The organism is Cupriavidus sp. GW823-FHT06D04 (assembly GCF_058795055.1).
In genome coordinates, this window is sequence record NZ_JBXAHL010000004.1 from 44,492 (window position 1) to 67,419 (window position 22,928).

Here is a 22,928-nt window from a genome sequence, read left to right on the forward strand (position 1 = left end):
CGCTTTGGGCAGCCGCTCAGCGCGACGACAGGCCGTGCCGCTTGTGCCAGTCCGCCAGCGATTCCTTCGGCCAGGTGTCGCAGTGCACATGGCCTTTGCCCTTGGGCACGTCGACCCAGGGCGCGACAGAATCCAGCGCAGCCTCCACCACCTCCGGCGGGCGCGGCAGCGCTGTGTCGATGGCCGATGCATGCGGATGCACCAGCTCTGGCCAGCGCGGGTCCCAAAGCCACAGCGCGCTGCCGCACTTCACGCAGAAATGCCGCTGCGCCGGCGAGCGCCGCGCGCGCTTGCCGGGCTCGCGCAGCACGGCGTGATAGATGCCAAGGTGCTTGCGCCCGCGCACGCGCAGCGTGGCCGCATCGCCGCCCAGGTTGATCGCGTAGCCGCCACTCCCCGCCGTCTTGCGGCAGATTGAGCAATGGCAGTGCATATACGGGTAGGGCGAGTCGGATTCGAGCGAGAAACGGATGGCGCCGCAATGGCAGGAGCCGTCTAGATGCATGGTGTGGGCCTTTGCACGGTGGCGTTCAGGACAGTCCATTGACTGTAGAAAACCCCCGGCAAAGTGCCAAGGCGGCGGTGATGGCTAGAGCGCCTTGCGGAATGTCAGATTGATGCGCAGCCGCCCCAGCAGCGGATGGTCGCCATCGGCCAGTGGCGCCACGCCGTGGAAGGCCAGCCGCGACGGCCCGCCCCACACCACCACGTCGCCATGCGCCAGCCGCACCCGCTGCGGACGGTCCGCGCGGCGCATGCCGCCGAACAGGAACACCGCGGGCAGCCCCAGCGAGACCGAGACGATGGGCGCGCTGAAATCGCGCTCGTCGCGGTCCTGGTGCAGCGAGAGCCGGGTGCCCGGCTCATAGCGATTGATAAGACAGGCATCCGGCTCGAAACCGGCAATGCCCGCTTGCGCCGCCGCGGTGGTGGCCAGTTGCCGGAAACTCGCCGGCATCTCCGGCCACGGCTTTCCGTTCAGCGGATCGACGGGGTCATAGCGATAGCCGCGCGCATCGGAGACCCAGCCGACCGTGCCGCAGTTGACCATCGCCACCGACATTCTCAGCCCGCCGGGGGTGATCATGTGCCGCCAGGGGGCAAGCGCGATGACGGCCTGGACGTCGGCCAGCAGCACTTCGGCATCCGCACGGGCCAGGCCGCGCAGGACTACGGCGCCGTCGGCGAGGGGTTCGATGGCGGGGCTGCCGGAGCCGCTCGGTGGCAGGTCGTCGAACAGGTCGAAAGTCATGAGATGGAGGATTGCGGACGCCTTGGCGCGGTCAGGCGACCGTCAGTTCCAGCCGCTTCCCCAAGGCCAGGAATGCAGCCTCGATCGTATCGATCTTGGTCGCATGGTCCAGGTCGACGATACGCTGCACCTCCTGCTTGCGCGTATGCAGCCGGCGCGCCAGTTCCGCCTGCGTCACGCCCTGCGCGATCATCTCGTTAAGCAGGAGCACCTTCGCCGACACGCTGGCCGGCAGTTCTACCAGATGCTGGCCGCGTCTTGCCTTCGACGGCAGCGGCACCGGGCGGCCATCTTCGAAATAGAACTCCATGGCCGTAGCGAGCGCATCGGCGGCCATCTCGCGGGCCTGCTCGATGGTGTCGCCGCTGGTCAGGGCTTCGGGGATATCGGGAAACGACACAGCAAAGCCACCGTCGTCCGGGACGATGTTGGCAGGGAAACGCAGCATATTGGGACTCCTCCTGCGACAACGGATGCCGGGTGTATGGTAAGCAAAAATGTTTACTGATTCTAGCAGCAATCCGTTAAATCTGGTTGCAGGATTGTGAGCGAAATACATGAACCGGCCGCCGCTGACATGACAAAGGCCGCCCGTCGGGCGGCCTTGCATTCTTCCTTGGCGCAATCACCACGCGCTGCGTAGCGCGAACTCAGGCAAACGTATCGATCTCGCCACGCCCAAGCACGCGTGCGGGACGGGCCGTCGTACTGGCCACCGCCGCCGGCTCAACAGCCGCCAGCGTGCCGGCACCAAAGCTGGTTTGCCCGCGCCCATTCTCCGGTGCCTGCTGTTGCTGCCCGTTGCCATTGCCCGCCTGGCTGGCAAAGCCGTCTGCGCCCACCGAAGTCTGTCCAAGCTGGATGCCGCTTTCCGACAGCGCGGTGCGCAGGTGCGGCAGCGCCGCTTCCACCGCGGCGCGCACGGCCTGGTGGGGCGAGACGAACTGGGCCTGGGCCTGCTCGTTGACCACGTTGAGCACGACCTTGAGCGGCCCGAGGTCGGGCGGGTTCAGCTGCAGTTCGGCGCTTTGCTGGCCTTGCGTGCTCATGCGGATCATCTGCTGGCCAAGGGCCTGCGGCCACTGGCTGTCATACAGCGGCGGGGTGACCACGGGACGGGCGGAGGCGGCTGCAGCGGCTGCAGCGGCTGCAGTAGCCGACGGGGTGGCCTGGCCGGCCAAGGCGGCGGCCGCGGCTTGCGTGTTGTCGGGGCTGGCGGCGGTAGCCTCGCCGGTGCGGGCGGCAGCCTGTGCGACGGCGAACGGTGTTGCCACGGGTCTGGTATCCGCCGTGCCGGGGTTGGCGGCGAGCGGATCGGCGCGGTGCTGGGCGATGCCGCTGTCGGGGCGATTGCCCGATCCGCCGGCAGACTGGCCGGTGGTGTCCTGCTGCTGGACGGCCAGTACGTCGCCCGGGATGGCCTGGGCCGTGCCGGCCTTGCCGTCGGTGCCTGCGCTGGTGCCGGCCTGCATCGCGGCGCGCTGGGATGCGATGGTGGCCAGCGTGTCGGCTATCGAAGGCTGTGCGGGCCGGGCTTCGGTGGTGACGACCTGCAGCGTGTCCGGCTGCGGCGTGGCGGCCGCCGGCATGGCATCGGCCTGGACATCTGCCGTGGCCGGCTGCGTGGCATTTGCCAGCGCCGCCTGCAGTGCGGCGCCGCCGCCGGTGTCGGCAACGCCCGCGAGGGCGGAACCTGGCGCGCACGGTGCGGCAGCAGGGCTGGTCGGGGCGGCGGCAGGCAGCATCAGTGCCAGGGCCGCTGCGGCAGCGGCTGCGGCGTCCGTCGGCGTGGCTGCCGTGGTGTCGTCCTGGTCCTGGTCTTCATCCTTGTGGCCGGCCGTGGGCTTCTTGCCGGCCGCGGCGACTGGCTGGGGCTTGCCGGCATCGGCCTGCGCCGCGGGCTGGCGCGATGCGGGCTGGTCGCGCGCGGTGGTTTCCCTGGCCGGCGGCGCGGGGGCCTTGCTGCTTTCGCGAGCGCGCGACAGCGCGTCGCCGAATCCGCTTGCGGTTGCGTCGGCGGTGGCGCGCCTGGCGCTCTCGACCGCATTGGCGGCGCTGCTGACAATCTGGCTGATATCGATCATGGGGTTGGCTACGGGTGTGGCCCGGGTCAGGCTTCGCTGAGGCGGCTGGCCGTGGTGCGGACCAGGCGGGCTGCGTATTCGTCGTTGGCGCGCTGCTCGCGGCGCGCGGCAACCTGGTCTTCCTTCGCTTCGGCGCGCGCGATCAGCGTGTCGAACGAGTTCAGGCGGCGCTTCTGGTGCTGCCAGTGGTTGCGCCCTGCCAGCAGGTCGGCCTCGGCCTTGGCCAGCGCCGCGCCCTGCTGGCGGATGGCATGGTCGAGCGAATCGAGAAAGCGCGAGAAATCCTGCCAGCGGCTCGAGGTCATGCCTTCGGCGGCCACCACCTGCATGCGCGCGCGGTACTCATGGCGGTACTCGGTGAGCTGGTTGAGCTGCTGCTCAGCCTGCGTGCGCAGTCCCTGCAGCCTGCCCAGCTCGCGCGCGGCGGCGTCGGTATCGTTCTGGGCGAGGTCAGCCAGCGTATTAAGCGGTGAATGCCTGGGCATGTTCACTCCTGTCGAAGAGGCTGTGAAGCTGGGCGATGGCGTCGTCGTAGCCGGCGCGCTCGTGGATGTCTTGCTGCAGGAAAGCTTCCATGCGCGGGTGCAGGCGCATCGCCAGGTCCAGCTCCGGGTCGTTGCCCGGCACGTAGGCACCCACGCTGATCAGGTCGCGGTTGCGCTGGTAGCGCGACATCAGCTGCTTGAAGCGGCGCACCGAGCCGAACTGGGCGGCCGGGATCAGCGCGGTCATGGCGCGGCTGATCGATGCTTCCACGTCGATGGCCGGGTAGTGGCCGGATTCGGCCAGGCTGCGCGACAGCACGATATGGCCGTCCAAGATGGCGCGCGCGGAATCGGCGATCGGGTCCTGCTGGTCGTCGCCTTCGGTCAGCACCGTGTAGAACGCGGTGATCGAGCCGCCGCCCTCGGGGCCATTGCCGGTGCGCTCGACCAGCGTCGGCAGCTTGGCAAAGACCGAGGGCGGGTAGCCCTTGGTGGCCGGCGGCTCGCCGATGGCCAGCGCGATCTCGCGCTGCGCCATGGCGTAGCGCGTCAGCGAGTCCATGATCAGCAGCACGTGCTGGCCCTGGTCGCGGAAATACTCGGCCAGCCGCGTCGCATAGGCGGCGCCCTGCATGCGCAGCAGCGGCGAGGTATCGGCCGGCGCGGCCACCACCACCGAACGTGCGCGGCCGTCGGGGCCAAGTATGTTCTCGATGAACTCCTTCACTTCGCGGCCGCGTTCGCCGATCAGGCCGACCACGATCACGTCGGCGCTGGTATAGCGCGCCATCATGCCGAGCAGCACGCTCTTGCCCACGCCCGAGCCCGCGAACAGCCCCATGCGCTGGCCGCGTCCGACGGTCAGCATGCCGTTGATGGCGCGCACGCCGGTATCGAGCACAGTCTCGATCGGCGCGCGCATCAGCGGGTTGATCTGCTCGCCGGCCAGCGGCACCTCCATGGCGGCGGTGATCGGGCCCAGCCCGTCGAGCGGACGGCCCGCGGCATCCAGCACGCGGCCCAGCAGGCCGGCGCCAACCGGCAGGCGCTTGGAGCCCGGCTCGCGCGGCGCGGTGATGCCGGCCGGCTGCGGCGATGGTTCCAGCGGATAGACGCGCGCGCCCGGCAGCAAGCCCACCACATCCGATTGCGGCATCAGGTAGAGCCGGTCGGCGCCAAAGCCCACCACTTCCGCTTCCGCGGTGCGCGGGGCATTGCTGTCGGTGGTGAACTGCCCGGCGGGCAGCTCGATCAGGCAGTCGCTGCCCACCGGCAGGCGCAGGCCCACGGCTTCCAGCACCAGGCCCGCGGCGCGCGTCAGACGGCCGCAGCTGCGCTTGCTGTCGAGCCCGGCGATGCCGGCCGTGGCGCTGTCCAGCGCGCCGATCCAGCGTTGCGCATGAGCCAGCGCGGAATCCGGCGCGGGCGTGGCTTGCTCGGCGGCATCAGGCATGTGGCGGCTCCCACGGATCGTCGCGGCCCAGCGCCTTGACCACGCGGGTCCAGCGCGTAGGCAGCGTGGCATCGCGCTCGCCGCTGGCGGCACTGGCGATGCAGCCGCCGCGCGCCACCGACGGATCGGCGCGCACGGTCCAGCCGGCGGCCGCCAGTTCGCCATGCAGGTGGGTTTCCACCAGCGCCACGTCGTCGGGATGCAGCAGCAGGCTGGGCGATCCGCACAGCGCTGGTTCGCTTGTCAGCAGCTCGCGTACGGCCGGCAGCAGCACTGCGGGGTCGTTTGCCAGGGCGGTGCGCACCAGCTGGCGCGCCACGTCCAGCGCCAGCGACACCAGCGCGAGCGCGACCTGGTCGTCCACGCCGCCGAGCGCGCTGCGAAAGTTGGTGGCCAGCGCCTGCAGCTGCGTGGCCTCGTTGCGTGCGGCTTCCAGGCCGCGGGCGTAGCCTTCGCGGTGGCCGTCGCCGTAGCCCTGGGTCTGCCCCTGGGTGTAGCCCTGGGCATAGCCTTCCTTGCGCGCGCCTTCGCGCATCGCGTCGAGCGCCTCGAAGTCGATCGGCGGCGGTGCGGGCTCGGATGGCATGGCGGCCAGGGCTTCGGGCGGCTCCATATCCCGGGGATCGAGCGAGCCCATCTGCCAGCGCTGCCAGCCGGCTGCGCCGCCACGCGCGCGGCGCGGGGGCTCGAACGGCGCAAAGCCGCCAGGATCGGCGGCCGCGCCGTTGCCGGCAAGGGAAGAGAGCGGGTCGCCGCGCGGCGCGCGGCGTGCGGCCTGGCCGCGCTCAGGGTTTGCCTCAGACATAGGCATCGTCGCCTCCGCCGATCTGCACTTCGCCCGCATCCGCCAGGCGTCTTACCACCTGCAGGATTGCCTTCTGCTCGGCCTCGACCTGCGACACGCGCACCGGGCCCAGCGCGTCCAGGTCCTCGCGCAGCATCTCGCCGGCGCGGGTGGACATATTGCGGATGAACTTGTCGCGCAGCTCCTGCGGCGCGCCCTTGAGCGCGACGATGAGCGACTCGGTGGCGATTTCCTTGAGCACGCGCTGGATGCCGCGGTCGTCGACCTCCAGCAGGTTCTCGAACAGGAACATCTCGTCGATGATCTTCTGCGCCAGGTCGCCGTCGTGCAGGCGCACGCCGTCGATGACGGCCTCTTCGTGCGCGGTGCTCATCAGGTTGATGATCTCGGCCGCGGTGCGCACGCCGCCCATGCGGCTGCGCTTCAGGCTCTGGCCCGCCAGCAGCTTGGTCAGCACGTCGGTCAGTTCCTGCAGCGCGCCCGGCTGCACGCCGCCGAAGGTGGCGATACGCAGGATCACGTCATTGCGCAGGCGGTCGGTGAACAGCGCCAGCACTTCGGAAGACTTCTGGCGGTCCAGGTGGATCAGGATGGTGGCGATGATCTGCGGGTGCTCGTCACGGATCAGCTCGGCAATGGCCGTGGCGTCCATCCAGTTCAGCGAATCGATGCCGCCGCCCGGATCGCGTGATTCCAGGATGTCTTCGATCACCGACTGGGCGCGTTCCTCGCCCAGCGCCTTGTTCAACACGCTGCGGATAAAGGCGTTGGAATCGACGTTCAGGGCCAGGTACTGCTCGGTCTCGGAGCGGAACTCGCCCAGCACCTCGGCCATTTCCTCGCGGGTGACCGAGCTGAGCGTGGCCATGGCCGAGCCCAGCTCCTGCACTTCACGCTGCGACAGGTGCTTGAACACCTCGGCCGCGGCATCCTCGCCGATCGCCATCATCAGGACGGCGCTCTTTTGCAGGCCAGATTCGGACATGCCCTTAGCGGTTGTCATTGGCAATCCAGTTCTTGATCACGCTGGCGACCAGGCGCGGGTCGCGCTGTGCGGCGTCGCGCACCAGCGCGAGGTCGCTTTCATACTTGGCGGCAAGCCGCAGGATTTCCGGGTTGGCGGGCTCGTCCGGCGGCAGCAGCACCGCCTCGGTCTCGTCCCTGGCTTCCGGCGCCGGCAGCGGCGGCGAGGTGTAGCGGCGCAGGATCGGGCGCGCCACCTTGAACCACACGAACAGCGCCAGCACTGCCAGCAGCAGGTAGCCCGCAAGGGTCTTGCCCAGCTCGATCATGTCGGGCTGCTTCCACAGCGGCACCTCGGGCGCGGCTTTCTCGCGCTCGGCGGTGAACGGGCTGTTGACCACGTTGATGGAGTCGCCGCGGTCGGCCGAGAAGCCCATCGCTTCCTTGGTCAGGTTCTCGATCTGCGCCAGCAGTGCCGGCGGCAGCGCTTCGGCCACGAGCTTGCCCTTGGCATCGGCCTGCTGGCGGTAGTTGACCACCACCGCCACCGACAGGCGGCGCACGCCGCCCGGTGCCTGCTGCACGTGGCGCACGGAGCGGTCCAGCTCGTAGTTGACGGTGGAGTCGCGCCGATTGCTGCTGGGGCCGCTGGAAGCCGTGGAATTGGCGCCCGGGGCCCCCTGGCCTGGCTGGGCAGCTTGCGCCGGCTGTCCGGGCTGCCCGGCAGCCGGAGCACCGGCCTGTCCCGGCGCCTGGCCCGCACGCGGCGTCTGCGGCGTGGTCACGGGCGCGGCGGCGGCGGCCGGCGGCTGGTTCGACAGCGCGCCGGGCACGCCGCCCGGCGGCGTGGCACCCTGCTGGGTCGATTCGCTGGTCTGCTGGCTGCGGATGGCCGAGCGGGTCGGGTCCTGATTCGGCTTGTAGCTCTCGTCGGTGTGCTCGACGATGGAAAAGTCCACGTCGGCGGTCACCTGCGCGCGCACGTTGTCCTTGCCGACGATCGGCGTCAGGATCGCTTCGATGCGCTTCAGGTAATTTTGCTCCAGCGCCTGGACGTACTTGAGCTGGGTCGCGTCGAGCATGCGCTCGTTGCCGGTGTTCGACAGCAGGTTGCCGTGCTGGTCGACGATCGAGATCGACTTGGGCGTCAGCTCCGGCACGCTGGACGACACCAGGTGGCCGATGGCCGCGACCTGGCCTTCATCGACGGCGCGGCCCGGGTACAGCTGCAGCACGATCGACGCGGTCGGCTTCTGGCGCTCGCGCACGAACAGCGTCGGCTTGGGGATGGCCAGATGCACGCGGGCGGACTGCACCGCGGCGATGGATTCGATCGAACGCGCCAACTCGCCTTCTAGTCCGCGCTGGTAGTTGACCTGCTCGGCAAACTGGCTGATGCCGAACTTCTGGTTGTCCATCAGCTCCATGCCGGCGGTGCCGCTCTTGGGCAGGCCCTGCGATGCCAGGCGCAGGCGGGTCTCATGCACCTTCTCGGCCGGCACCATCACCGCACCGCCGCCTTCGGCGAACTTGTAAGGCACGTTCATCTGCTGCAGCGACTGCAGCACCGCGCCGCCGTCGCGCTCGGAGAGGTTGCTGTACAGCACCTTGTAGTCCGGGCTGCGCGACCACAGCACGCCCACCGCGATGGCCGCGGCCAAGGCTGCGCCGCCCAGCATCAGCGGCAGCTTCGGGTTGGCCTTCAGGCGCTCGAGCACTTCTGCCGGGCGCCCGGGCAGTGCCACGGCCGCGGTCATGCGCGTGCTCCGGATCCGGCGCCGCGATGCTCGCGACGGCACGGGCGATGCTGACCGCCTTGGTCGTCGGCGCGGCTCACGGCACGGCTCACATTACGCTGCAGAGAAAACACGCGTACTCCCGAATCGATGGTTGTCTGGTGATTTCCGGAGCCAGCACGGGACGACAGCCCGCGCTCTTCCGGCACGGTGGCAATGATCGGCCAGACTTGAGCGCGACAATCCGGCGAACAGACGCGGTTTTTTGTCCGATTTCGGCCCATGGGAGAGCGGAGGCGGCGGGTACTCTGCGGGGGCTGAAACTGGCTGCGAACCGCCTGAGGCCCACCTGCCGGTAGGCCGTTATGTGATGCAAGGGCGCGCCACAAGACGAACTCTGCCGGTGGACCGGCATACGACGAGCCAAATGACCACTATCTCTTCCATCGAGGGCATGCTGCAGCAACTGCGCGGGATGTCCCAGGTTGCCTCGGGCAACAGTGCCAGCCAGTCCGCCGCGCCGGTCGGCGGCGGCTTTGCCGGCGAGCTGCAGCGTTCGCTGGGGCGCATCAACGCCGCGCAGGAGCGTGCCTACGGCCAGGCCGAGGCATTCGAGCTGGGCAAGCCCGGCGTGGCCCTCAATGACGTGATGATCGATCTGCAGAAGGCCAATGTGTCGTTCCAGACCGGGGTGCAGGTGCGGAACCGGCTGGTGGCGGCATACCAGGAAATGATGAATATGGCGGTGTAAGCCTACCGGCCTGCCCAGAAAGCAAAGAGCCCCTGGCGCGCGCAAGCGGTCAGGGGCTCTTGTCGTCCGGGTCAGGTCTGCGCTTCAGCGCCTGCGTCCATGCCCGCTTCAAGGTGGTAGATCCACGCCAGCAGTTCTGCCACGGCCACATAGAGCTGCGGCGGCACGTGGCTGTCCAGGTCGACCTGCATCAGCAAGTTCACCAGGGTGGGCGAATCGTGGATATAGACGCCCGCTTCGCGCGCGCGGGCGATGATGGCTTCGGCCACCACGCCATAGCCCTTGGCGACTACGCGCGGGGCCTTGTCGCTGTGCTGGTAGGACAGCGCGATCGCCGTGCCGCGGTCTTGCGCCGCTTCGCTCATCGCGCCTCTCCTTCTGTCATGTTGTCCTGGGTCTGCACGCTCAGGCGCTGCAGCACGATGCCCTGCGCCTCCAGCTGGTTGCGCAGCAGCGGCCGTGCCGCGATGAAACGCGCCGCGACATCGGTCTCGGGCGTTGCCACGCGGGCGTCGAGCCCTGCCGGTCCCAGTGTCAGCACCGCTTCGACGATGCCGAGGCTCGGCAATTGCAGCCGCAGGCGGCTGGACCATGGCCGGGCGTTGTCGTCATGGGCCTGCGCCGCGCCATCCGCATCGGGGCGCAGCAACTCCCACTCCATCGGCACGCCGGGCCAGGCTTCGCCGGCAAAGCGGAACTGCTGCGTGGCGAGCAGTTCCAGCTGCTGGCGGACCACGCCTTCGGTAGCCGGATGGATGGCCGGGCCGGCTGCCGCGGCCTGCCGGCCGGCGTCCGCCGAGGCGATGTCCGGCAGGCCCGCGGCGGCGCGCGCCGCGTGCGGGGCGAGGCTGTCCGGCGCAACAGTGCGCGCGCCAGCCTCCGCGGTAGTCTGGTAGGCCTGCCTGGCCAGCGCCGCGGCGGACTGGCGCTGGGTCCCGGGTTCGGCAGCGGCTTCGCGGCTGTAAGCCGCCGTGGTGGCGGTGCCTTGCCGCAGCGCCTGTTCCGCGGCCGCATGGCTGTGGGCCACGCGCGGATTGCCGGCCGAAGCCAGCGCTTCAGCCAGCACCTGCGAGGCCGGAATCAGCGGCGGCGCCGAGGGCCGCGCCGGCTCCGCCGCTGCGGCACCGCCGGCATAGGTCAGCAGCGCAGACGGCAGCGTTGTTGCTGCGGCCTGCGCAGTGCCACCTGGGGCAGCCGCTCGGGCCGGCACCGGTACTTGCGCCTGCTGCTCCTGGCGGATGCCGGACAACGCGCGCGCCCCGGCAACCCACTGCGCCAGGTGTGATTCGTAGAACAGGCCGCTCTGCCCGACCGTGTTGGCAAAGGCCGCCGCGGCGGCCTGCGCGGACGCTGGCGTGGGCGCGGCGGCCAGCAGCGGGCCGGCGCTGCGAACCGGCTGGGCCTCAGTGCCGTCCATCACCGCAAGGATGGCGCGCGCCGCCGCGCTCAGCGATTCCTGCGTCGAAGTGCCCGGCAGCAACGCAGCCTGGCCCGCCAAGGCGTTGGGGCCGGTGGCCTGTTGGCTGTGGCGGATCGCCTGGCCAGTGGAGTTCTGGACATTCGACTCGGTGGCCTCGGGCACGGGCTGCAGCGCCGCCAGCTTGTCGATGGCAAGCGCGGTGCGCAGCGGTTGTGGGTCCGGGGCCTGACCGGGTGCCAGGCCTGGAGGCAGATGGATGCCGGTCATACGGGTCGCTTGAATGCAGACGGCGGGCTTTCCGGCCCGCCGCAGGGAGCAGTGCAGCGGTCAGGCTGCGTCAGGCCGTGGCGCCATAGGCGGCGGATAGTTCGAACTGGCGGCGCGAGCTGGTCAGCATGTCGCCGAGCTTCTTCAGCTGCGGCATGGCCAGGTCACGGATGCGGGCGTCGTACGTGAGGATGCGGTCCAGCAACTGGTAGCGGCGCATGCGTTCCGCATCGGAAAACGGTGCCTCGTGGTCCATCTGGCGCAGGCGATCCACCTGGGCCAGGTAGCCCTGCTGCAGCTTGGCTACGGTGTCCCAGTCAGCTGCCTGGGCGGCCTCGTGCATGCGTGCGGACAGCGCGAGGATTTCCTCGTAGCAGTCCACGATCGGGGAAAACTTGGGAAGGGAAGCCATGTCAGTTGTCCTGCAAGGCGGGTTGCTGATCCGCGGCCGCGGCCGCGGCCGTGTCGTCGATCTGCGCCCAGGCCGAAGCCAGGCTTTCGAGCAGCGTGTCGACCTCGGCCAGCAGGGCTGCGTCGCTGCGCAGGTTGGCCAGCATCAGCCGGCGCACCATGTACTCGTACAGGGATTCGAGGTTGGCGGAGATCTCGCCGCCAGCCTCATGGTCGAGCACGGCGCGCAGGCCGTTGTCGATGATGTCGATGGCCTTGGAGATGGCGTTGCCGCGTTCGGCAATACTGCCGCCTTCCAGGTGGAACTTCGCCCGCGCAATCGCCGCGCGCGCGCCGTCGTACAGCAGGGTGATCAGCTTGTGCGGACTGGCGCTCATGGCACCGGTCTGGACGCCGACCTGGGCGTAGGCATTGGCGGATGCGCGGGCGAACATGGTTGGGTTCCTTCAGGCTGTGGGATGCGGCGGGACGGTTACTTTTTGGCGCTGTTGTTCAGCGCATTGAACTGCTGCGTCAGGTAGCTGCTTGTGCGGTTCATCTGCGCGACCACCAGGTCCAGTTGCGTGAACTGGGCCTTGTATCGAGCAACCGTGGCAGTAACGCGGTCCTGGACGCGGTCATAGTCGTCTTCCAGGTCCTTCAGCGTCTTGGTGATGCCATCCTGAGCCACCTTCAGCGCGCCATCGGTCTTGCTCAGGCCCTCGATATAGGTGCTGGCGCGCTTGCCGATTCCGCCGTCGCCGGTGGTGCTGGAAAACAGGGACGTGACGCGGCCCAGGTTGTCGTTTATCGCCTTGGTCAGCTTGGTGTCGTCCAGCTTCATCGTGCCGTCTTTGTCGAAACTGATGCCGACGTCGATCAGCGTGATCGTGCCGCCGTTGCCGTCATCCATGGCGCCGCCCAGCATCGACCGCAGGCCGGACTGGATCGTGCGCAGCGTGCCGTCGCCAGTCAATGCCGCGGACGTACCGGCCTTGGTATCGAATGCCGTCAGCGACTTGGCGGAACTCTGAATGTTGTTGTAGGCGGTGACAAAAGCCTGGACGGCGGCCTTGATTGCGACGTTGTCACGGGTCACCACCAGCGATGTCGTGCCTGGCTTGACAAGGTTCATGGTCACGCCCTGCGCTGCGTCCACCACTGAATTGCTCTGGCTGACCACGTCGATGCCGTTGATCTTCAGCGTCGCATTGGCAGGCGGCACCTTCTGTTCCATCTTGTTGGCGGCGGGCGCCGCGGCCGGGTCGAACGCAACCACGCTGTTCAGTGCAGCATCGGTCGACGACACGCGCATGGTGGCTTGCGTTCCGGTCTTGTCCGACGTCAATACCAGGCGGTATGGGCTGGCGCTGCCGTCATTGACGATGCTGGCGGTCACCCCGATGCCGGCCTTGTTGATGGCATCGCGCATCCCTTCGAGGGAAGAATCCGCGGGGATGGTGACCTTCTTGGTGGTAGTGGCGGCGCCACCGGTGGCCAGCGCTTCGCCGAAGTCGAACACGAGCTCGCCGCCGCCGATCGCGGCCTTCTGGTCGGCAACGTTGCTGCTCACCAGCGACTGCGCGGTGGCCAGCGTGTTGACAGTAATGCTGTAGCTGCCAGGCACGGCGTTGGCAGCGGTGGTGACGGTCATCACGTCCGTGTTGCCGACGCTGGCCTTTACGGCGCCGAAGGTGGCAGCATCGGACAGCTTCTTCGCCGCGCCCTGGTAGGCATCCAGCACGCTTTGCACCTGACTGTAGGCCGACAACTTGGTCTGGTAGCTCTTGGCCTGCGCATTGATGGCGTCAAGCGGTGCCTGCTCGGCCTTCTGCAGCTGGTCCAGCAGATCGCTCAGTTGCAGGTTGGAACCGATGCCGATGGAGGAGATCGTTGCCATATTATTGTCTCGTCTTCAACTGATATTCAGGGGCTCAGGCCGCGTGGTTGATGAACAACCCCTGCAGCTTGTCGATGGCGCGGGCAATGCGCAGCACCTCTTCGGTGGGCATCTGCCGGATCAGGTCGCCGGTTTCCTTGTCGATCACCTTGGTGATGACGCGGTGCGTGGCGTCGTCGATCTCGAAGCGCAGGCCGATGGTGGTGGTCTTGAGCGCGTCGACCAGCTCGCCGATGGCGGCGCTGGTTTCCAATCCCTGGGCGGCTTCTGTGTGGTCGCTGGTTACGGCACGATCCTGTCGCTGCGTAGCCTGGCTGGCCATGGTGGTGGCGCCGCCAGACGGCATGGCAACGGCTAAGCCTTCGGCTGGCATCCGCACGGTAAAGGGGTTCACTGTCGGGGGAGGCGCCATCGAATACTCCGTCCGGGTTGGGAGGGTTCAGTTCCAGGAGAAACGCTTTGCAGGCAGTCGGGCTGCCTGCGAAATGCTCCTCGGGCAAAAAGGCCGGGCCTTGCGGCCCAGCCTTCTTGCGCGTTTCGCCGACGCGATTAACGCAGCAGCGACAGCACGCCTTGGGTGGTCTGGTTGGCTTGCGCCAGGACCGACGTACCAGCCTGTTGCAGGATGTTCGCGCGGGTCATGTTCGACACTTCCGTTGCGTAGTCAGCGTCCTGGATGCGCGAGCGCGACGAGGACAGGTTGGTCACGGTGGTGCCCAGGTTCGAGATGACGGAGTCAAAACGGTTCTGGACTGCACCCAGCGAGCTGCGCAGGTCGTCGACTTGCTTCAGCGCGGCGTCGATCTTCTTCAGCGCGTTGCCGGTGGGAACGCCCGTGAATTCGGCCGTGGGGGTGGCGCCGCTCAGGGAGATCGTGCCAACGGCCACGTTGAGCGTGGGGGCTGCACCGCCGTCGACCAGCGTATTGGCAGCGACGTAGTTCTTGCCCTGCACGGTGACGTAGCCCGTGGCAGCGCCTGTAGCATCGTTGGCAACGCGCACCAGTTGGTCTTGCAGCGTGACGGCGGCGCTGATGCCATTGGCGGTGTCGTCGAACGCAACATCGGCTTCGTTGAGCTTCACGGCCCCGGTGGTACGGTCGACCGAAGCGGCAAAGTAGTCGTCACCAGCCTTCACGACGAACTGGCCCGAGTTCGCACCGGCAGCCGTCTTGACTTCGTGCAGTTCGAGGTCCGCTGCGGCGAAGGTCTTGCCGGTTGCGGCGTTGATCTTGGTGACGTCGCCTGCAGCGAAGCTCACGTTGAACGAACCGGTACCAGCGGCAGCGTTGATCGTGGTGATCTTCGGGCCAACGTCCAGCGAGTTCTTGGCCACCGAGAAGCCGCTCAGGCCCAGCGTGGTCCTGTCGATCTGCTTCAGATCGATGGAGATGGTTTCGCCGTCGTTGGCGCCAACCTGGACGGACAGCTTGTTGCTGCCGGCCAGAACCTTGACGCCGTTGAAGTCGGTCTGTTGCGACGTACGGTCGATTTCAGACAGGCGCTGGTTGATTTCATCCTGAATCGACTTCAGGTCAGACGACGAGTTCGAACCCGTGGCCGCCTGGACCGACAGTTCACGAATACGTTGCAGGTTGTTGTTGACTTCGGTCAGCGCGCCTTCCGTCGTTTGTGCCAGCGAGATGCCGTCGTTGGCGTTGCGCTGGGCTTGCGTCAGGCCGCGGATGTTCGAGGTAAAGCGGTTGGCGATGGCCTGGCCGGCGGCGTCGTCCTTGGCGCTGTTGATGCGCAGGCCCGACGACAGGCGCTGGATCGCCGTGTTCAGCGACGATTGCGACGTGTTCATGTTGTTCTGAGTCATCAGAGACAACGAATTGGTGTTAATGACTTGCGCCATGGTACGACTCCTATATGCAAAGTTTTGGGCATTCCGGCTAGTGCCGTAACGTTGGCGGCCTGCTTTGCAGGGCGTAGAGTGCCTCCGTTGCTTGGGTTATCGACCGGGCAAGGGAAAGGTTTAGAGTGATCTCCGCGATAGTTTCGCGGGGTGCCGGCAGGGCGGGCGGAGGCCCGGCGCGGCAGGGGGCGCCGGAGCGGGAAGGCGTGTGGGGCGGGCGTTGGCCTAGCGGCGCTTGCGGGTGCGGGGGATGTAGATCGGCAGGAAGTCCGGCGCCGGGGCCGGATCCGGTGCCACCACCGGCGCGTCCGGCGCATTGGCCAGCGTGACCAGGCAGATGGCCCGCTTGTAGACCACCGTGGGCCGGATGTCGTCCGGCTGCCGGCCAAGCAGCACCACGTAGTCGTCGGACGCCAGCACGAGGCCCTGCAGTCGCGCGCCGTTGGACAGGTGGACTATCACAGGCGCCTGGCTGGTGCTGTACGCTGCAAATTGCTGGTGCTGCAGTTGCTTTCGGCTCGGTGACCTGGGCCGGGTTTCCTTCTTCTTCACAACGACTCCGGAAGAGCCCACTAGGGTTCTGGCGGCTGATAATGGTCCGTTGGCCGGCGGCTTGGGGTGCGGCGCGGCCAGGGCGGCAGGGGAAACATCCGCTCTCGGTAGCTGCGGCGTCGCCGGTTGGTGCTGCCAGAAGAGAAGGGGAATACTTCGGGGCTGAGAGTAACAAAGTTCTACAAGCGTTGACGAACCGCGCGCCAATTCGGATCTAGAGTCTTTGCTCTATAAAATGTGTTGCTCTCGAAGCTTGGATATTGTAACAGATTGTGCGCTGCCGCATGCTGCGGCGAGGGATGCAGGCCGGCAGGCCCGGTGTGGACGGGGCCCGTGAGGAAATTGCCAGCCCATGCGAAAAATGCCCTGATGTAGCGTCAGGGCCCAAATTATCAAAAGTGCGCAAACGATCTCATATCGTCATGAGGGAATCCCCTGATAGAAGCGGGATTTACACCTCATGTAAGCGCGTTTATATTCTTGGCAAGAGCCTTTCGGCTCGAGCAGTCCTGGAAAGCCTACGAGCACCCCGCGCGTAGGCTTCTTTTTTGCCTGCGTCGTTTGAATCGCGCTCTGTGGCGCTGTGGCTGGTGCGGCTGGTAAATCCGACCGGCCGTTCGGAATGCCGAGGCAGATTTAACGCCACTTTCGCGGCGCGCAATCCTCCGAAATGCGAGGGTTTTTGCCGCCAATTCTCATTTCCCTTCAAGAAGTGTCCGCTGAACGCCGATAGCCGGCGCGGCCCTCAGCCGGCCGTGGTGGCGGTGCCGCGGGCCACGCGCCGCCGTGCACGCGCTGCCAGGCCGGCGCCCAGCACCCAGCGAAGCGCCGGTGCCAGCACATGCATGCCCGCGAGTGCGGCCGGGCGCCGTATCGAAGGGCCGTCCAGATCGAGCTGGTGCCGTGCCCACGGCGGCAGGAGGGCGATGCCGCCGTGGGCCATGATGCGCACCGCCGGCTGCAGCAGCGGGTTGGCCACCGGCATCTTCCGCACCAACCGCACCACTTCGCTGGTGCGTTCGCTGGCCAGCAGCGCAGGCCGCATGGCCTCAAGGTAGGCCGTGACTTCGGCGCGCGAGCGCGGCACGTCGGCCGCGCCCAGCATCTCGGCGATGCGCGCGACCTCGTCGTAGTAGCGATCCTGCTCGGCGCTGCTCAGTGGCCCGACATAGCGCAGGTAGCCAGCCAGGAAGCTCGAGACCTCGGCCACGTGCACCCACGTCAGCAACGCCGGATCGGAGGCTGCATAGTGCCGCCCGTCCGGAGCCACGCCAATCACGCCGGCATGGATGCGCCGTACGCGCCCGATCAGCGCCATGGCATCGGCACGGCTGCCGTAGGTGGTGCCGGCGATGAACTGCGCGGTGCGCCCCAGGCGCCCCTGCATGTCGGTGCGAAAGCTGGAGTGGTCCCAGACCCCGGCCAGCGCCAGCGGATGCAGCGTCTGCAGCAGCAGCGCGCTGACGCCGCCCGCGAGCATTGCCGGAAAGTCGGCGTGCACGCGCCAGCAGACCGCGTCGGGCCCGAACAGGCCGGGATCGCCCGGTGGGTTGTCGTAGTCGAGGGTCAGGCCGGAATTGCTGCGGGTCAGCGCGCGCACGTGCGCGCCAGCGCGCTCACGCAGCCTGGTGGAGAGATGGTTCAGCGGCCCGCGTCCTGGCTGCGCAGGGCGGCCGGCGGCGGGGTCGGTAAAGCTGGACAAGGCCGGTGGTGCCTGGATGGGGAAGTCAGGGCCAGCATACACGGGATGCGGGACGATGTGCGCGCGGTCATGCCGGTGCGCTTGCCGCAAAAAGGGCCGGAGCCCCCTTGCGGGAGTCCCGGCCTGCCAATCTCCGGCGTATGCCCCTGCGGCCGCACCGCATGTTGCTGCCGCACATACCCGGAAAGCTGCCTGTTGTCGTGGCTGTCGCTGGTTACGGCTGGCGTTGTCCGCCTTGCTGGCCACCCTGGCCGCTTTGCTGGCCGCTGCGTTGGCCACTTTGCTGGCCCGGTTGCGAGCTGCCGCGATCCTGCTGCTGTTGTTGGTCCTGCTTGCGGTCCTGGTTACCCATTTGACCGCCGCCTTGTTGTTGTCCCGGCTGTTGCTGGCTGCCGCGTTGGCCAGATTGTTCCTGCTGCTTCTGATCCTGCGGCTTCTGGCCCGACTGCGATTGACCCGGCTGTTGCTGCTGTCCCATTGCTAGCTCCTTGACGCGGCGAACTGCCGCGTTCCCTGATTCGCAATCGCCGTGCCAAGCATGGAAGGACCCGGGTGCCGCCGGCATCGGCCTGTAGCGCGCGATGCAGCACACCGTGCGGCGGGCGCTTTTACAACGGGCGGCCCGATTTACACACCCTGGGTCCCGTCAGGGACGCCTGGCGCGGCCTGGCCGGCAGGTATGGAGCTTGCTGAAAAATGGCTTACCAGTGGTTCCGCGTGCCAGGCAAGGCACGGCAGCGGATGCGCTGGTGACCCGAACAGGAGGCAGCCATGCGTTTTTCCCGAATCCCCGCGCGCACGGTGCGGATGGTCTGTGTTGCTGCGGCGCTGGCGGCGGCCGGCAGCGCGCTGGCGCTCGACAAGAGCGGCCTGATCTTGGTTGCGGCGGACAATACCCCTGCGGCGCCCGTCAATTCCGCGCCGGGCATGCCCGGCCGTGCCGACCCTGACCGGGGCGCCGCCTCGGACATGAGCGTCGACAAGACCAAGCGCGCCGTCGAGGACAGCGCCATCACCACCAAGATCAAGACCAAGCTGCTCACGACCAAGGACCTCAAGTCCACCGCCATCCATGTGAAGACCCAGCAGGGCACGGTCGACGTGAGCGGCACGGTGCCGAGCCAGCAGCAGCACGACATGGCGCTGGACGCGATCCGCAGCGTCGAGGGCGTGACGTCGGTCAATGACAACCTGAAGGTGTCGTCGCGCTGAGACATTGCTCCCTCTCCTGCAAGCGGGAGAGGGAGAACCCCATCGGGATTTGGCGAACCGCAGCGCCGGCCTAAGCCGCGTGCTTCCTGCGCGTAGTGCCTGCACTCTTGCGCGCGGCCGGCGCGTGCGACTCGCGCTTGGCCGGTGCGCGCTTGGTCTTGGCGGCAGTGCTGGCGCCCTTGGCAGGCGGGGTCGCAGCCCGCTTTGCAGCGGGCTGCTTACTGGCGGCGGCATGCCGCGCAGGGGTCTTGCGGCGCGCGGGCGCGGCGCCTTCCTTGTCTTCCTTGCCGCGCTGGCCCAGGCTCTGGCGCAGCAGCGCCACCATGTCGATGACCTTGGCGCCCTGGCGCGGCGCTTCTTCCTCTGCCGCAGGCGGGGTCAGCTGGTGGGTCTTGCCGGAATCGATCTTTTCTTCGATGCGCGCCATCAGGTCGTCACGATAGCTGTCGCGGTACTGTTCCGGCTCCCAGTCTTCGCTCATGTCGTCGACCAGCTTGGTGGCCATCTCGATCTCGCGCGCGTGCGCGCCGGTGGGTTTGCCGGTGGCTGCCTTGGGCAGGCGCAGTTCAGAGATGGGCAGCACCTCGTCGGCAAAGCGCATAGTGTTGAGCACCAGCGCGTCGCCGTGCACCAGCATCGCGGCCAGGTGCTGGCGGGCGCGCAGCACCACCAGCGCCAGCGCGGCACGCCCGGTGCGGCGCATGGTTTCATGCAGCAGCGCGTAGCCGCGCTCGCCGCGCTTGTCGGGCTCGAGGTAGTAGGGCGTATCGAAGTAGTACGGCGGGATGCTCTGCGCGTCGACAAAGCTGACGATATCCACCGTCTGCGTGGCCTCGACATTGGCCTGGCGGAAGTCTTCCTCGTTCAGCAGCACGTATTCGTCCTTGGCGTACTGGTAGCCCTTGACGATATGTTCCTTGTCGACCGGCTTGCCGGTGCTCTTGTTGATGCGCTGGTAGCCCACCGGCGCCATGTCGCGCACGTCCAGCAGGTCCAGGTCCAGCGTCTGGCTGCGCGACGCGGGCCGCAATACCACCGGGATGTTGACCAGGCCAAAGGTTATGGCGCCTTTCCAGATGATGCGTGACACGTGACGGCTCCTTTGCCAACCGCACGGGCACGTTGCGGCGGCGGTGGCGGCAGATCGCCCGGAGGCGGGTCTGCCACCGGCTCGGGCGGGCCCGGCGGAGGCTCCGGCGGCGGGGTTTCAGGCTTGCGCTGCGGGATGTCGGGGTCGGGCGTGGTATGCACGGAGCTTCCTTGTTCAAGGGTGGACGGGATCGGCGGCTGGCATTGGCATCGCGCTAGGGGTGGCCCGCGCTGAGGTCGTCCAGCAGCCGTGTCAGCGCGTCCAGGTCGGCCGGCTTGACCAGATGCTGGTCGAAGCCCGCTTCCAGCGCGCGGCGGCGGTCCTCTGGCTGGCCGAAGCCTGTCAGCGCCACCAGCGTGGCGCCGCGCATCTCGGGCAGCGCGCGCAGCCGGCGCGCGGTCTCGAAGCCGTCCATGGCGGGCATGCCCAGGTCAAGCAGCACTACCTCCGGACGGGCGTCGGTGGCGCACGCCAGCGCGCTGGGGCCGTCGGCGGCGGTCACCACCGTATGGCCGAGCGTCTGCAGCGTCATCATCATGGCTTCGAGCGCGTCAGGGTTGTCGTCCACCACCATGATCCGGCGCGGCACGCCGCGGTGCGGCGCAGCGCGGCCGGAGCCTGGGTGCCACTTCTGCCACGGCTCCAGTGGCAGCGTCACCGTGAAGGTGCTGCCCTGTCCGGGGCCGGGGCTGTCGGCGCGGATGGTGCCGCCATGCAGGCGCACCAGCTTTTGCACCAGCGTCAGGCCGATACCGGGTCCGTCCTGCTGGAACGCGCTGCGCGGCGACTCTGGCTCGGTGCCGTCGTCATGCGGGGCCAGCGGATCGAACAGCTGCCGCTGAAGCGCCTCTGACAGGCCGGCGCCGTTGTCGCGCACGCGCACGCTGACGCGGCCACCGGACGCGGCATCGGGCACAGTGTCCGCCGCGCTGTCTTCAAGACTGGCATCGACGGCGATCTGGCCGCCGGCGGGCGTATAGGCTGCGGCGTTCTGCAACAGGTTGCTGAAGATCTGCGTCAGGCGCACCAGGTCGCCCCGTACCGGCAGGGGCTGCTCGGGCAGCGACAGGCGCAGCGTATGGCCGCAGGCCTCCATCGTGGGGCGCACGGCTTCCACCGCGGTACTGAGCGCGGTGCGCAGTTCCACCAGCTCCTCGCGCAGCGTGATGCGGCCCTGGTTGAAGCGCGAGATGTCGAGCAGCTCATCCACCAGCCGCGTTAGGTGGTGCAGCTGCCGGCCGATGATGTCGCGCGCACGGAACATGTCCTCGCGCGACGGCGAAAGCTGCTGCAACAGGTCCGCGGCGCTGCGCAGCGGCGCCAGCGGATTGCGCAGTTCATGCGCCAGCATGGCCAGGAACTGGTCCTTGCGCCGTTCCTCGTCGTGCAGCGCGCGTTCGGCGCGGTTTTGCAGCGTCACGTCCTGGCAGGTGCCGGCAATGCGCGACGGCGGCGCGCCGGCCTCGGCCGGCGGGCCTTCCGCGCTGCGCACCGGAAACGCCTGCGCGCGGATATCGCGCAGCTCGCCGTCCGGGCGCGTCAGGCGGAACTCGATGTCCAGCCTGCCGTCGCCCAGCATGCTGGCAAAGGCCGCTTCCACGCGCGCACGGTCGGCCGGGGCCACGCGCTCCAGGCAGCGGCGCGGCGCTTGCACCAGCTGCTCGGGTGTATGGCCGCACAAGGCGGTGAGCGAGGGGCTGGCGAACAGCAGGCGGGGCTCTGCCGGGTCGAGGATCCACACCACGTCGGCCAGCGATTCGGCAAGCTGGCGGAACATGTCTTCATGCGCATGCAGTGCCCGCGAAGTGCGGTGATAGGCGTCCTCAGCACCGCGCAGCCGCAGCAGCGCCTGGATCCTCGACAACACCTCGTCCGGCTCCGCAGGCTCGACCAGGTGGCCGTCGGCGCCGCAGTTCAGCAGCTCTGCGCGCTGGCGCGATTGCGCCAGCCCCGGCGAGGTCAGCAGCACCAGCGTGTGCGCGGTCTGTGGATCGGCCTTGAGCAGCCGGCAGACTTCCAGCCCGCTGATATCGGGCAGGCGTGCTGCCAGCAGCACCAGCACGGGCGCATGCTGTCGCACCAGCGACAGCGCCGAATGGCCGGTGGCGGCCTCGATCACGGAATACCCGCCGCGGTGGAGGATGCGGCTCTTGACATAGCGCGGCCCCTCGCGGTCATCGACATTCAGGATCAGCGGGGCCGGGTTGGCGACGTGCGGCTTCATGGCATCACGCTGACAGGCGCTTGCGCGCCGGCGCGGAGGGTTGCTCGGGAGCAAGGCCTAGGATGGTCCGCGGCTCCGTGTAAAACCGCGCCGGCCGCGCCGCACCGCTTGCAAGCTTTGCCGCGCCGGCGCGGCTGCCGGTTGTAGTTATTACATGCGTGCAGAAGTCGTCCATCGCCGTTCCCCCTTTTGCATCGGTACGCCTGCGGTCTGTGCCAGGCTGTTGCGCTGGTAGTGGCAAGAGACGTGCCGGGCAGGCGTCGCCCGGCACGCAGCGCGGCAAATGAACTGCGTGGCATGCGCTGCGCGCTTCAGTGGCGGGCCGCCTCGCCGCCATGCGCTTCCGCGCTGGGGGAGGTGCCGCCATGCGGTCCGGTTGAGCCGGTCGCTTCGGCAGCCTTCTGCGGGATCTTGCCGGGCTCGGTGGCGCTGCTACTGGCGGCGCCCTTGCCAAAGCGCGCGGCGATCCGGTCCTGGACCTGGCCCAATGCCTCGGCCTGCTGTTTGGCCGCTTCGGCTTCCTTGGTCTTCTTGGTTTCGGCGGCCTGCTGCTGCTCGGGCGTTGGCGCCGGCAAGCGTGCCTGCACCGGGCTGGCGGCGAAGGACAGCATTGCGCAGGAAACCAGCAGGTGACGCAAGGCGCGCTGGTTGCGTGGCGCGGCGGTGGCGGCTCGAATCTTCGCGGCGATCCTGAGTTGGCTCATCATCACGTCTCCATGTCGTCGCTGCACTGGCAGCAGTGCAACGCGGCGCACGCGGCGGGTGCGCCGGGCCGTGTGCCAATA

Annotated in this window: 24 protein-coding genes; 3 read left to right on the forward strand and 21 right to left on the reverse strand. The window is 68.1% G+C overall.

The genetic code is table 11. The annotated features are described in order from the left end of the window. Positions 1-16 precede the first annotated feature (16 nt). The 9 genes from AC1Q7H_RS08180 to fliF all read right to left on the reverse strand — a co-directional run bounded on the left by AC1Q7H_RS08180 (position 17) and on the right by fliF (position 8,799). Positions 17-505 carry a GFA family protein gene (locus AC1Q7H_RS08180; protein ID WP_211979466.1) on the reverse strand — a complete coding sequence of 163 codons (489 nt, stop codon included), beginning with the start codon at positions 503-505 and terminating at the stop codon, positions 17-19. An 84-nt stretch (positions 506-589) separates the two neighbouring features. Beyond that, positions 590-1,252, reverse strand: coding sequence for a DNA oxidative demethylase AlkB (gene alkB, locus AC1Q7H_RS08185; protein ID WP_211979465.1), 663 nt, complete (start codon positions 1,250-1,252; stop codon positions 590-592). A 31-nt stretch (positions 1,253-1,283) separates the two neighbouring features. After that, positions 1,284-1,700, reverse strand: a complete 417-nt coding sequence (locus tag AC1Q7H_RS08190; protein WP_211979464.1) for a type II toxin-antitoxin system HicB family antitoxin — start codon at positions 1,698-1,700, stop codon at positions 1,284-1,286. Between the two features lie 202 nt (positions 1,701-1,902). After that, a complete protein-coding gene (locus tag AC1Q7H_RS08195) occupies positions 1,903-3,336 on the reverse strand; it encodes a flagellar hook-length control protein FliK (protein ID WP_492381110.1) in 1,434 nt (477 codons plus the stop codon). Positions 3,337-3,362: 26 nt separating this feature from the next. Then, positions 3,363-3,821: a flagellar export protein FliJ gene (fliJ, locus tag AC1Q7H_RS08200; RefSeq protein WP_013953957.1), complete on the reverse strand. Its 459-nt coding sequence runs from the start codon at positions 3,819-3,821 to the stop codon at positions 3,363-3,365. Then, positions 3,799-5,274: a flagellar protein export ATPase FliI gene (gene fliI / locus AC1Q7H_RS08205; protein WP_211979462.1), complete on the reverse strand. Its 1,476-nt coding sequence runs from the start codon at positions 5,272-5,274 to the stop codon at positions 3,799-3,801. Before fliI ends, fliJ begins: the two co-directional genes overlap by 23 nt. After that, complete coding sequence (gene fliH, locus AC1Q7H_RS08210) at positions 5,267-6,085, reverse strand: flagellar assembly protein FliH (protein WP_211979461.1); 819 nt, start codon at positions 6,083-6,085, stop codon at positions 5,267-5,269. The genes fliI and fliH overlap by 8 nt, the downstream gene beginning before the upstream one ends. After that, the gene (gene fliG / locus AC1Q7H_RS08215; RefSeq protein ID WP_013953954.1) at positions 6,072-7,082 is read right to left on the reverse strand and encodes a flagellar motor switch protein FliG; all 1,011 of its coding nucleotides are present in this window, start codon (positions 7,080-7,082) and stop codon (positions 6,072-6,074) included. Before fliG ends, fliH begins: the two co-directional genes overlap by 14 nt. Continuing rightward, positions 7,069-8,799, reverse strand: a complete 1,731-nt coding sequence (fliF, locus tag AC1Q7H_RS08220; protein ID WP_013953953.1) for a flagellar basal-body MS-ring/collar protein FliF — start codon at positions 8,797-8,799, stop codon at positions 7,069-7,071. The genes fliG and fliF overlap by 14 nt, the downstream gene beginning before the upstream one ends. A 406-nt stretch (positions 8,800-9,205) precedes the next feature. Between fliF and fliE the strand changes: the two genes are divergently transcribed. Beyond that, positions 9,206-9,529 (forward strand): flagellar hook-basal body complex protein FliE, encoded by a 324-nt coding sequence (gene fliE, locus AC1Q7H_RS08225; RefSeq protein ID WP_041688225.1) that lies wholly within the window; start codon positions 9,206-9,208, stop codon positions 9,527-9,529. A gap of 71 nt (positions 9,530-9,600) precedes the next feature. On the opposite strand, the gene AC1Q7H_RS08230 is transcribed toward fliE, so the two are convergent. From AC1Q7H_RS08230 to AC1Q7H_RS08270, 9 genes are all read right to left on the reverse strand, one after another. Then, a complete protein-coding gene (locus AC1Q7H_RS08230) occupies positions 9,601-9,894 on the reverse strand; it encodes an EscU/YscU/HrcU family type III secretion system export apparatus switch protein (RefSeq protein WP_013953951.1) in 294 nt (97 codons plus the stop codon). Further along, positions 9,891-11,216, reverse strand: coding sequence for a flagellar hook-length control protein FliK (gene fliK / locus AC1Q7H_RS08235; RefSeq protein WP_492381111.1), 1,326 nt, complete (start codon positions 11,214-11,216; stop codon positions 9,891-9,893). The genes AC1Q7H_RS08230 and fliK overlap by 4 nt, the downstream gene beginning before the upstream one ends. Positions 11,217-11,286: 70 nt before the next feature. Then, positions 11,287-11,628, reverse strand: a complete 342-nt coding sequence (locus AC1Q7H_RS08240) for a flagellar protein FliT (protein ID WP_013953949.1) — start codon at positions 11,626-11,628, stop codon at positions 11,287-11,289. Position 11,629: 1 nt separating this feature from the next. Continuing rightward, the gene (gene fliS / locus AC1Q7H_RS08245; RefSeq protein WP_492381112.1) at positions 11,630-12,061 is read right to left on the reverse strand and encodes a flagellar export chaperone FliS; all 432 of its coding nucleotides are present in this window, start codon (positions 12,059-12,061) and stop codon (positions 11,630-11,632) included. 38 nt (positions 12,062-12,099) lie between these two features. Beyond that, complete coding sequence (gene fliD / locus AC1Q7H_RS08250; protein WP_013953947.1) at positions 12,100-13,506, reverse strand: flagellar filament capping protein FliD; 1,407 nt, start codon at positions 13,504-13,506, stop codon at positions 12,100-12,102. A 34-nt stretch (positions 13,507-13,540) separates the two neighbouring features. Next, positions 13,541-13,918 (reverse strand): flagellar protein FlaG, encoded by a 378-nt coding sequence (locus tag AC1Q7H_RS08255; protein ID WP_211979458.1) that lies wholly within the window; start codon positions 13,916-13,918, stop codon positions 13,541-13,543. Between the two features lie 137 nt (positions 13,919-14,055). Continuing rightward, on the reverse strand, positions 14,056-15,363 hold the full coding sequence (locus AC1Q7H_RS08260) for a FliC/FljB family flagellin (protein ID WP_211979457.1): 1,308 nt from the start codon (positions 15,361-15,363) through the stop codon (positions 14,056-14,058). A gap of 225 nt (positions 15,364-15,588) precedes the next feature. Then, on the reverse strand, positions 15,589-15,915 hold the full coding sequence (locus AC1Q7H_RS08265; RefSeq protein WP_211979456.1) for an RNA chaperone Hfq: 327 nt from the start codon (positions 15,913-15,915) through the stop codon (positions 15,589-15,591). 745 nt (positions 15,916-16,660) lie between these two features. After that, positions 16,661-17,617 (reverse strand): oxygenase MpaB family protein, encoded by a 957-nt coding sequence (locus AC1Q7H_RS08270; protein WP_371827363.1) that lies wholly within the window; start codon positions 17,615-17,617, stop codon positions 16,661-16,663. Between the two features lie 235 nt (positions 17,618-17,852). On the opposite strand from AC1Q7H_RS08270, the gene AC1Q7H_RS08275 reads away from it, so the two are divergent. Then, complete coding sequence (locus tag AC1Q7H_RS08275) at positions 17,853-18,101, forward strand: hypothetical protein (RefSeq protein WP_194946805.1); 249 nt, start codon at positions 17,853-17,855, stop codon at positions 18,099-18,101. A 287-nt stretch (positions 18,102-18,388) separates the two neighbouring features. Beyond that, a complete protein-coding gene (locus AC1Q7H_RS08280) occupies positions 18,389-18,829 on the forward strand; it encodes a BON domain-containing protein (RefSeq protein ID WP_013953942.1) in 441 nt (146 codons plus the stop codon). 70 nt (positions 18,830-18,899) lie between these two features. Here AC1Q7H_RS08280 and ku read toward each other — a convergent pair whose 3' ends face one another. From ku to AC1Q7H_RS08295, 3 genes are all read right to left on the reverse strand, one after another. Continuing rightward, complete coding sequence (ku, locus tag AC1Q7H_RS08285) at positions 18,900-19,919, reverse strand: non-homologous end joining protein Ku (RefSeq protein WP_211979455.1); 1,020 nt, start codon at positions 19,917-19,919, stop codon at positions 18,900-18,902. A 214-nt stretch (positions 19,920-20,133) separates the two neighbouring features. Beyond that, positions 20,134-22,143, reverse strand: coding sequence for a response regulator (locus AC1Q7H_RS08290; protein ID WP_492381113.1), 2,010 nt, complete (start codon positions 22,141-22,143; stop codon positions 20,134-20,136). Between the two features lie 311 nt (positions 22,144-22,454). Then, a complete protein-coding gene (locus tag AC1Q7H_RS08295; RefSeq protein WP_153954115.1) occupies positions 22,455-22,850 on the reverse strand; it encodes a hypothetical protein in 396 nt (131 codons plus the stop codon). Positions 22,851-22,928: the final 78 nt, after the last annotated feature.

Coding starts and splice junctions, on each gene's coding strand:
- AC1Q7H_RS08295 (WP_153954115.1), bottom strand. CDS start 22,850: ATGATGAGCCAACTCAGGATCGCCGCGAAGATTCGAGCCGCCACCGCC.
- fliE (WP_041688225.1), top strand. CDS start 9,206: ATGACCACTATCTCTTCCATCGAGGGCATGCTGCAGCAACTGCGCGGG.
- AC1Q7H_RS08195 (WP_492381110.1), bottom strand. CDS start 3,336: ATGATCGATATCAGCCAGATTGTCAGCAGCGCCGCCAATGCGGTCGAG.
- AC1Q7H_RS08290 (WP_492381113.1), bottom strand. CDS start 22,143: ATGAAGCCGCACGTCGCCAACCCGGCCCCGCTGATCCTGAATGTCGAT.
- fliJ (WP_013953957.1), bottom strand. CDS start 3,821: ATGCCCAGGCATTCACCGCTTAATACGCTGGCTGACCTCGCCCAGAAC.
- AC1Q7H_RS08180 (WP_211979466.1), bottom strand. CDS start 505: ATGCATCTAGACGGCTCCTGCCATTGCGGCGCCATCCGTTTCTCGCTC.
- fliD (WP_013953947.1), bottom strand. CDS start 13,506: ATGGCAACGATCTCCTCCATCGGCATCGGTTCCAACCTGCAACTGAGC.
- fliI (WP_211979462.1), bottom strand. CDS start 5,274: ATGCCTGATGCCGCCGAGCAAGCCACGCCCGCGCCGGATTCCGCGCTG.
- AC1Q7H_RS08190 (WP_211979464.1), bottom strand. CDS start 1,700: ATGCTGCGTTTCCCTGCCAACATCGTCCCGGACGACGGTGGCTTTGCT.
- AC1Q7H_RS08255 (WP_211979458.1), bottom strand. CDS start 13,918: ATGGCGCCTCCCCCGACAGTGAACCCCTTTACCGTGCGGATGCCAGCC.
- alkB (WP_211979465.1), bottom strand. CDS start 1,252: ATGACTTTCGACCTGTTCGACGACCTGCCACCGAGCGGCTCCGGCAGC.
- fliF (WP_013953953.1), bottom strand. CDS start 8,799: ATGACCGCGGCCGTGGCACTGCCCGGGCGCCCGGCAGAAGTGCTCGAG.
- AC1Q7H_RS08240 (WP_013953949.1), bottom strand. CDS start 11,628: ATGGCTTCCCTTCCCAAGTTTTCCCCGATCGTGGACTGCTACGAGGAA.
- fliG (WP_013953954.1), bottom strand. CDS start 7,082: ATGACAACCGCTAAGGGCATGTCCGAATCTGGCCTGCAAAAGAGCGCC.
- fliS (WP_492381112.1), bottom strand. CDS start 12,061: ATGTTCGCCCGCGCATCCGCCAATGCCTACGCCCAGGTCGGCGTCCAG.
- fliH (WP_211979461.1), bottom strand. CDS start 6,085: ATGCCTATGTCTGAGGCAAACCCTGAGCGCGGCCAGGCCGCACGCCGC.
- AC1Q7H_RS08260 (WP_211979457.1), bottom strand. CDS start 15,363: ATGGCGCAAGTCATTAACACCAATTCGTTGTCTCTGATGACTCAGAAC.
- AC1Q7H_RS08280 (WP_013953942.1), top strand. CDS start 18,389: ATGCGTTTTTCCCGAATCCCCGCGCGCACGGTGCGGATGGTCTGTGTT.
- AC1Q7H_RS08230 (WP_013953951.1), bottom strand. CDS start 9,894: ATGAGCGAAGCGGCGCAAGACCGCGGCACGGCGATCGCGCTGTCCTAC.
- fliK (WP_492381111.1), bottom strand. CDS start 11,216: ATGACCGGCATCCATCTGCCTCCAGGCCTGGCACCCGGTCAGGCCCCG.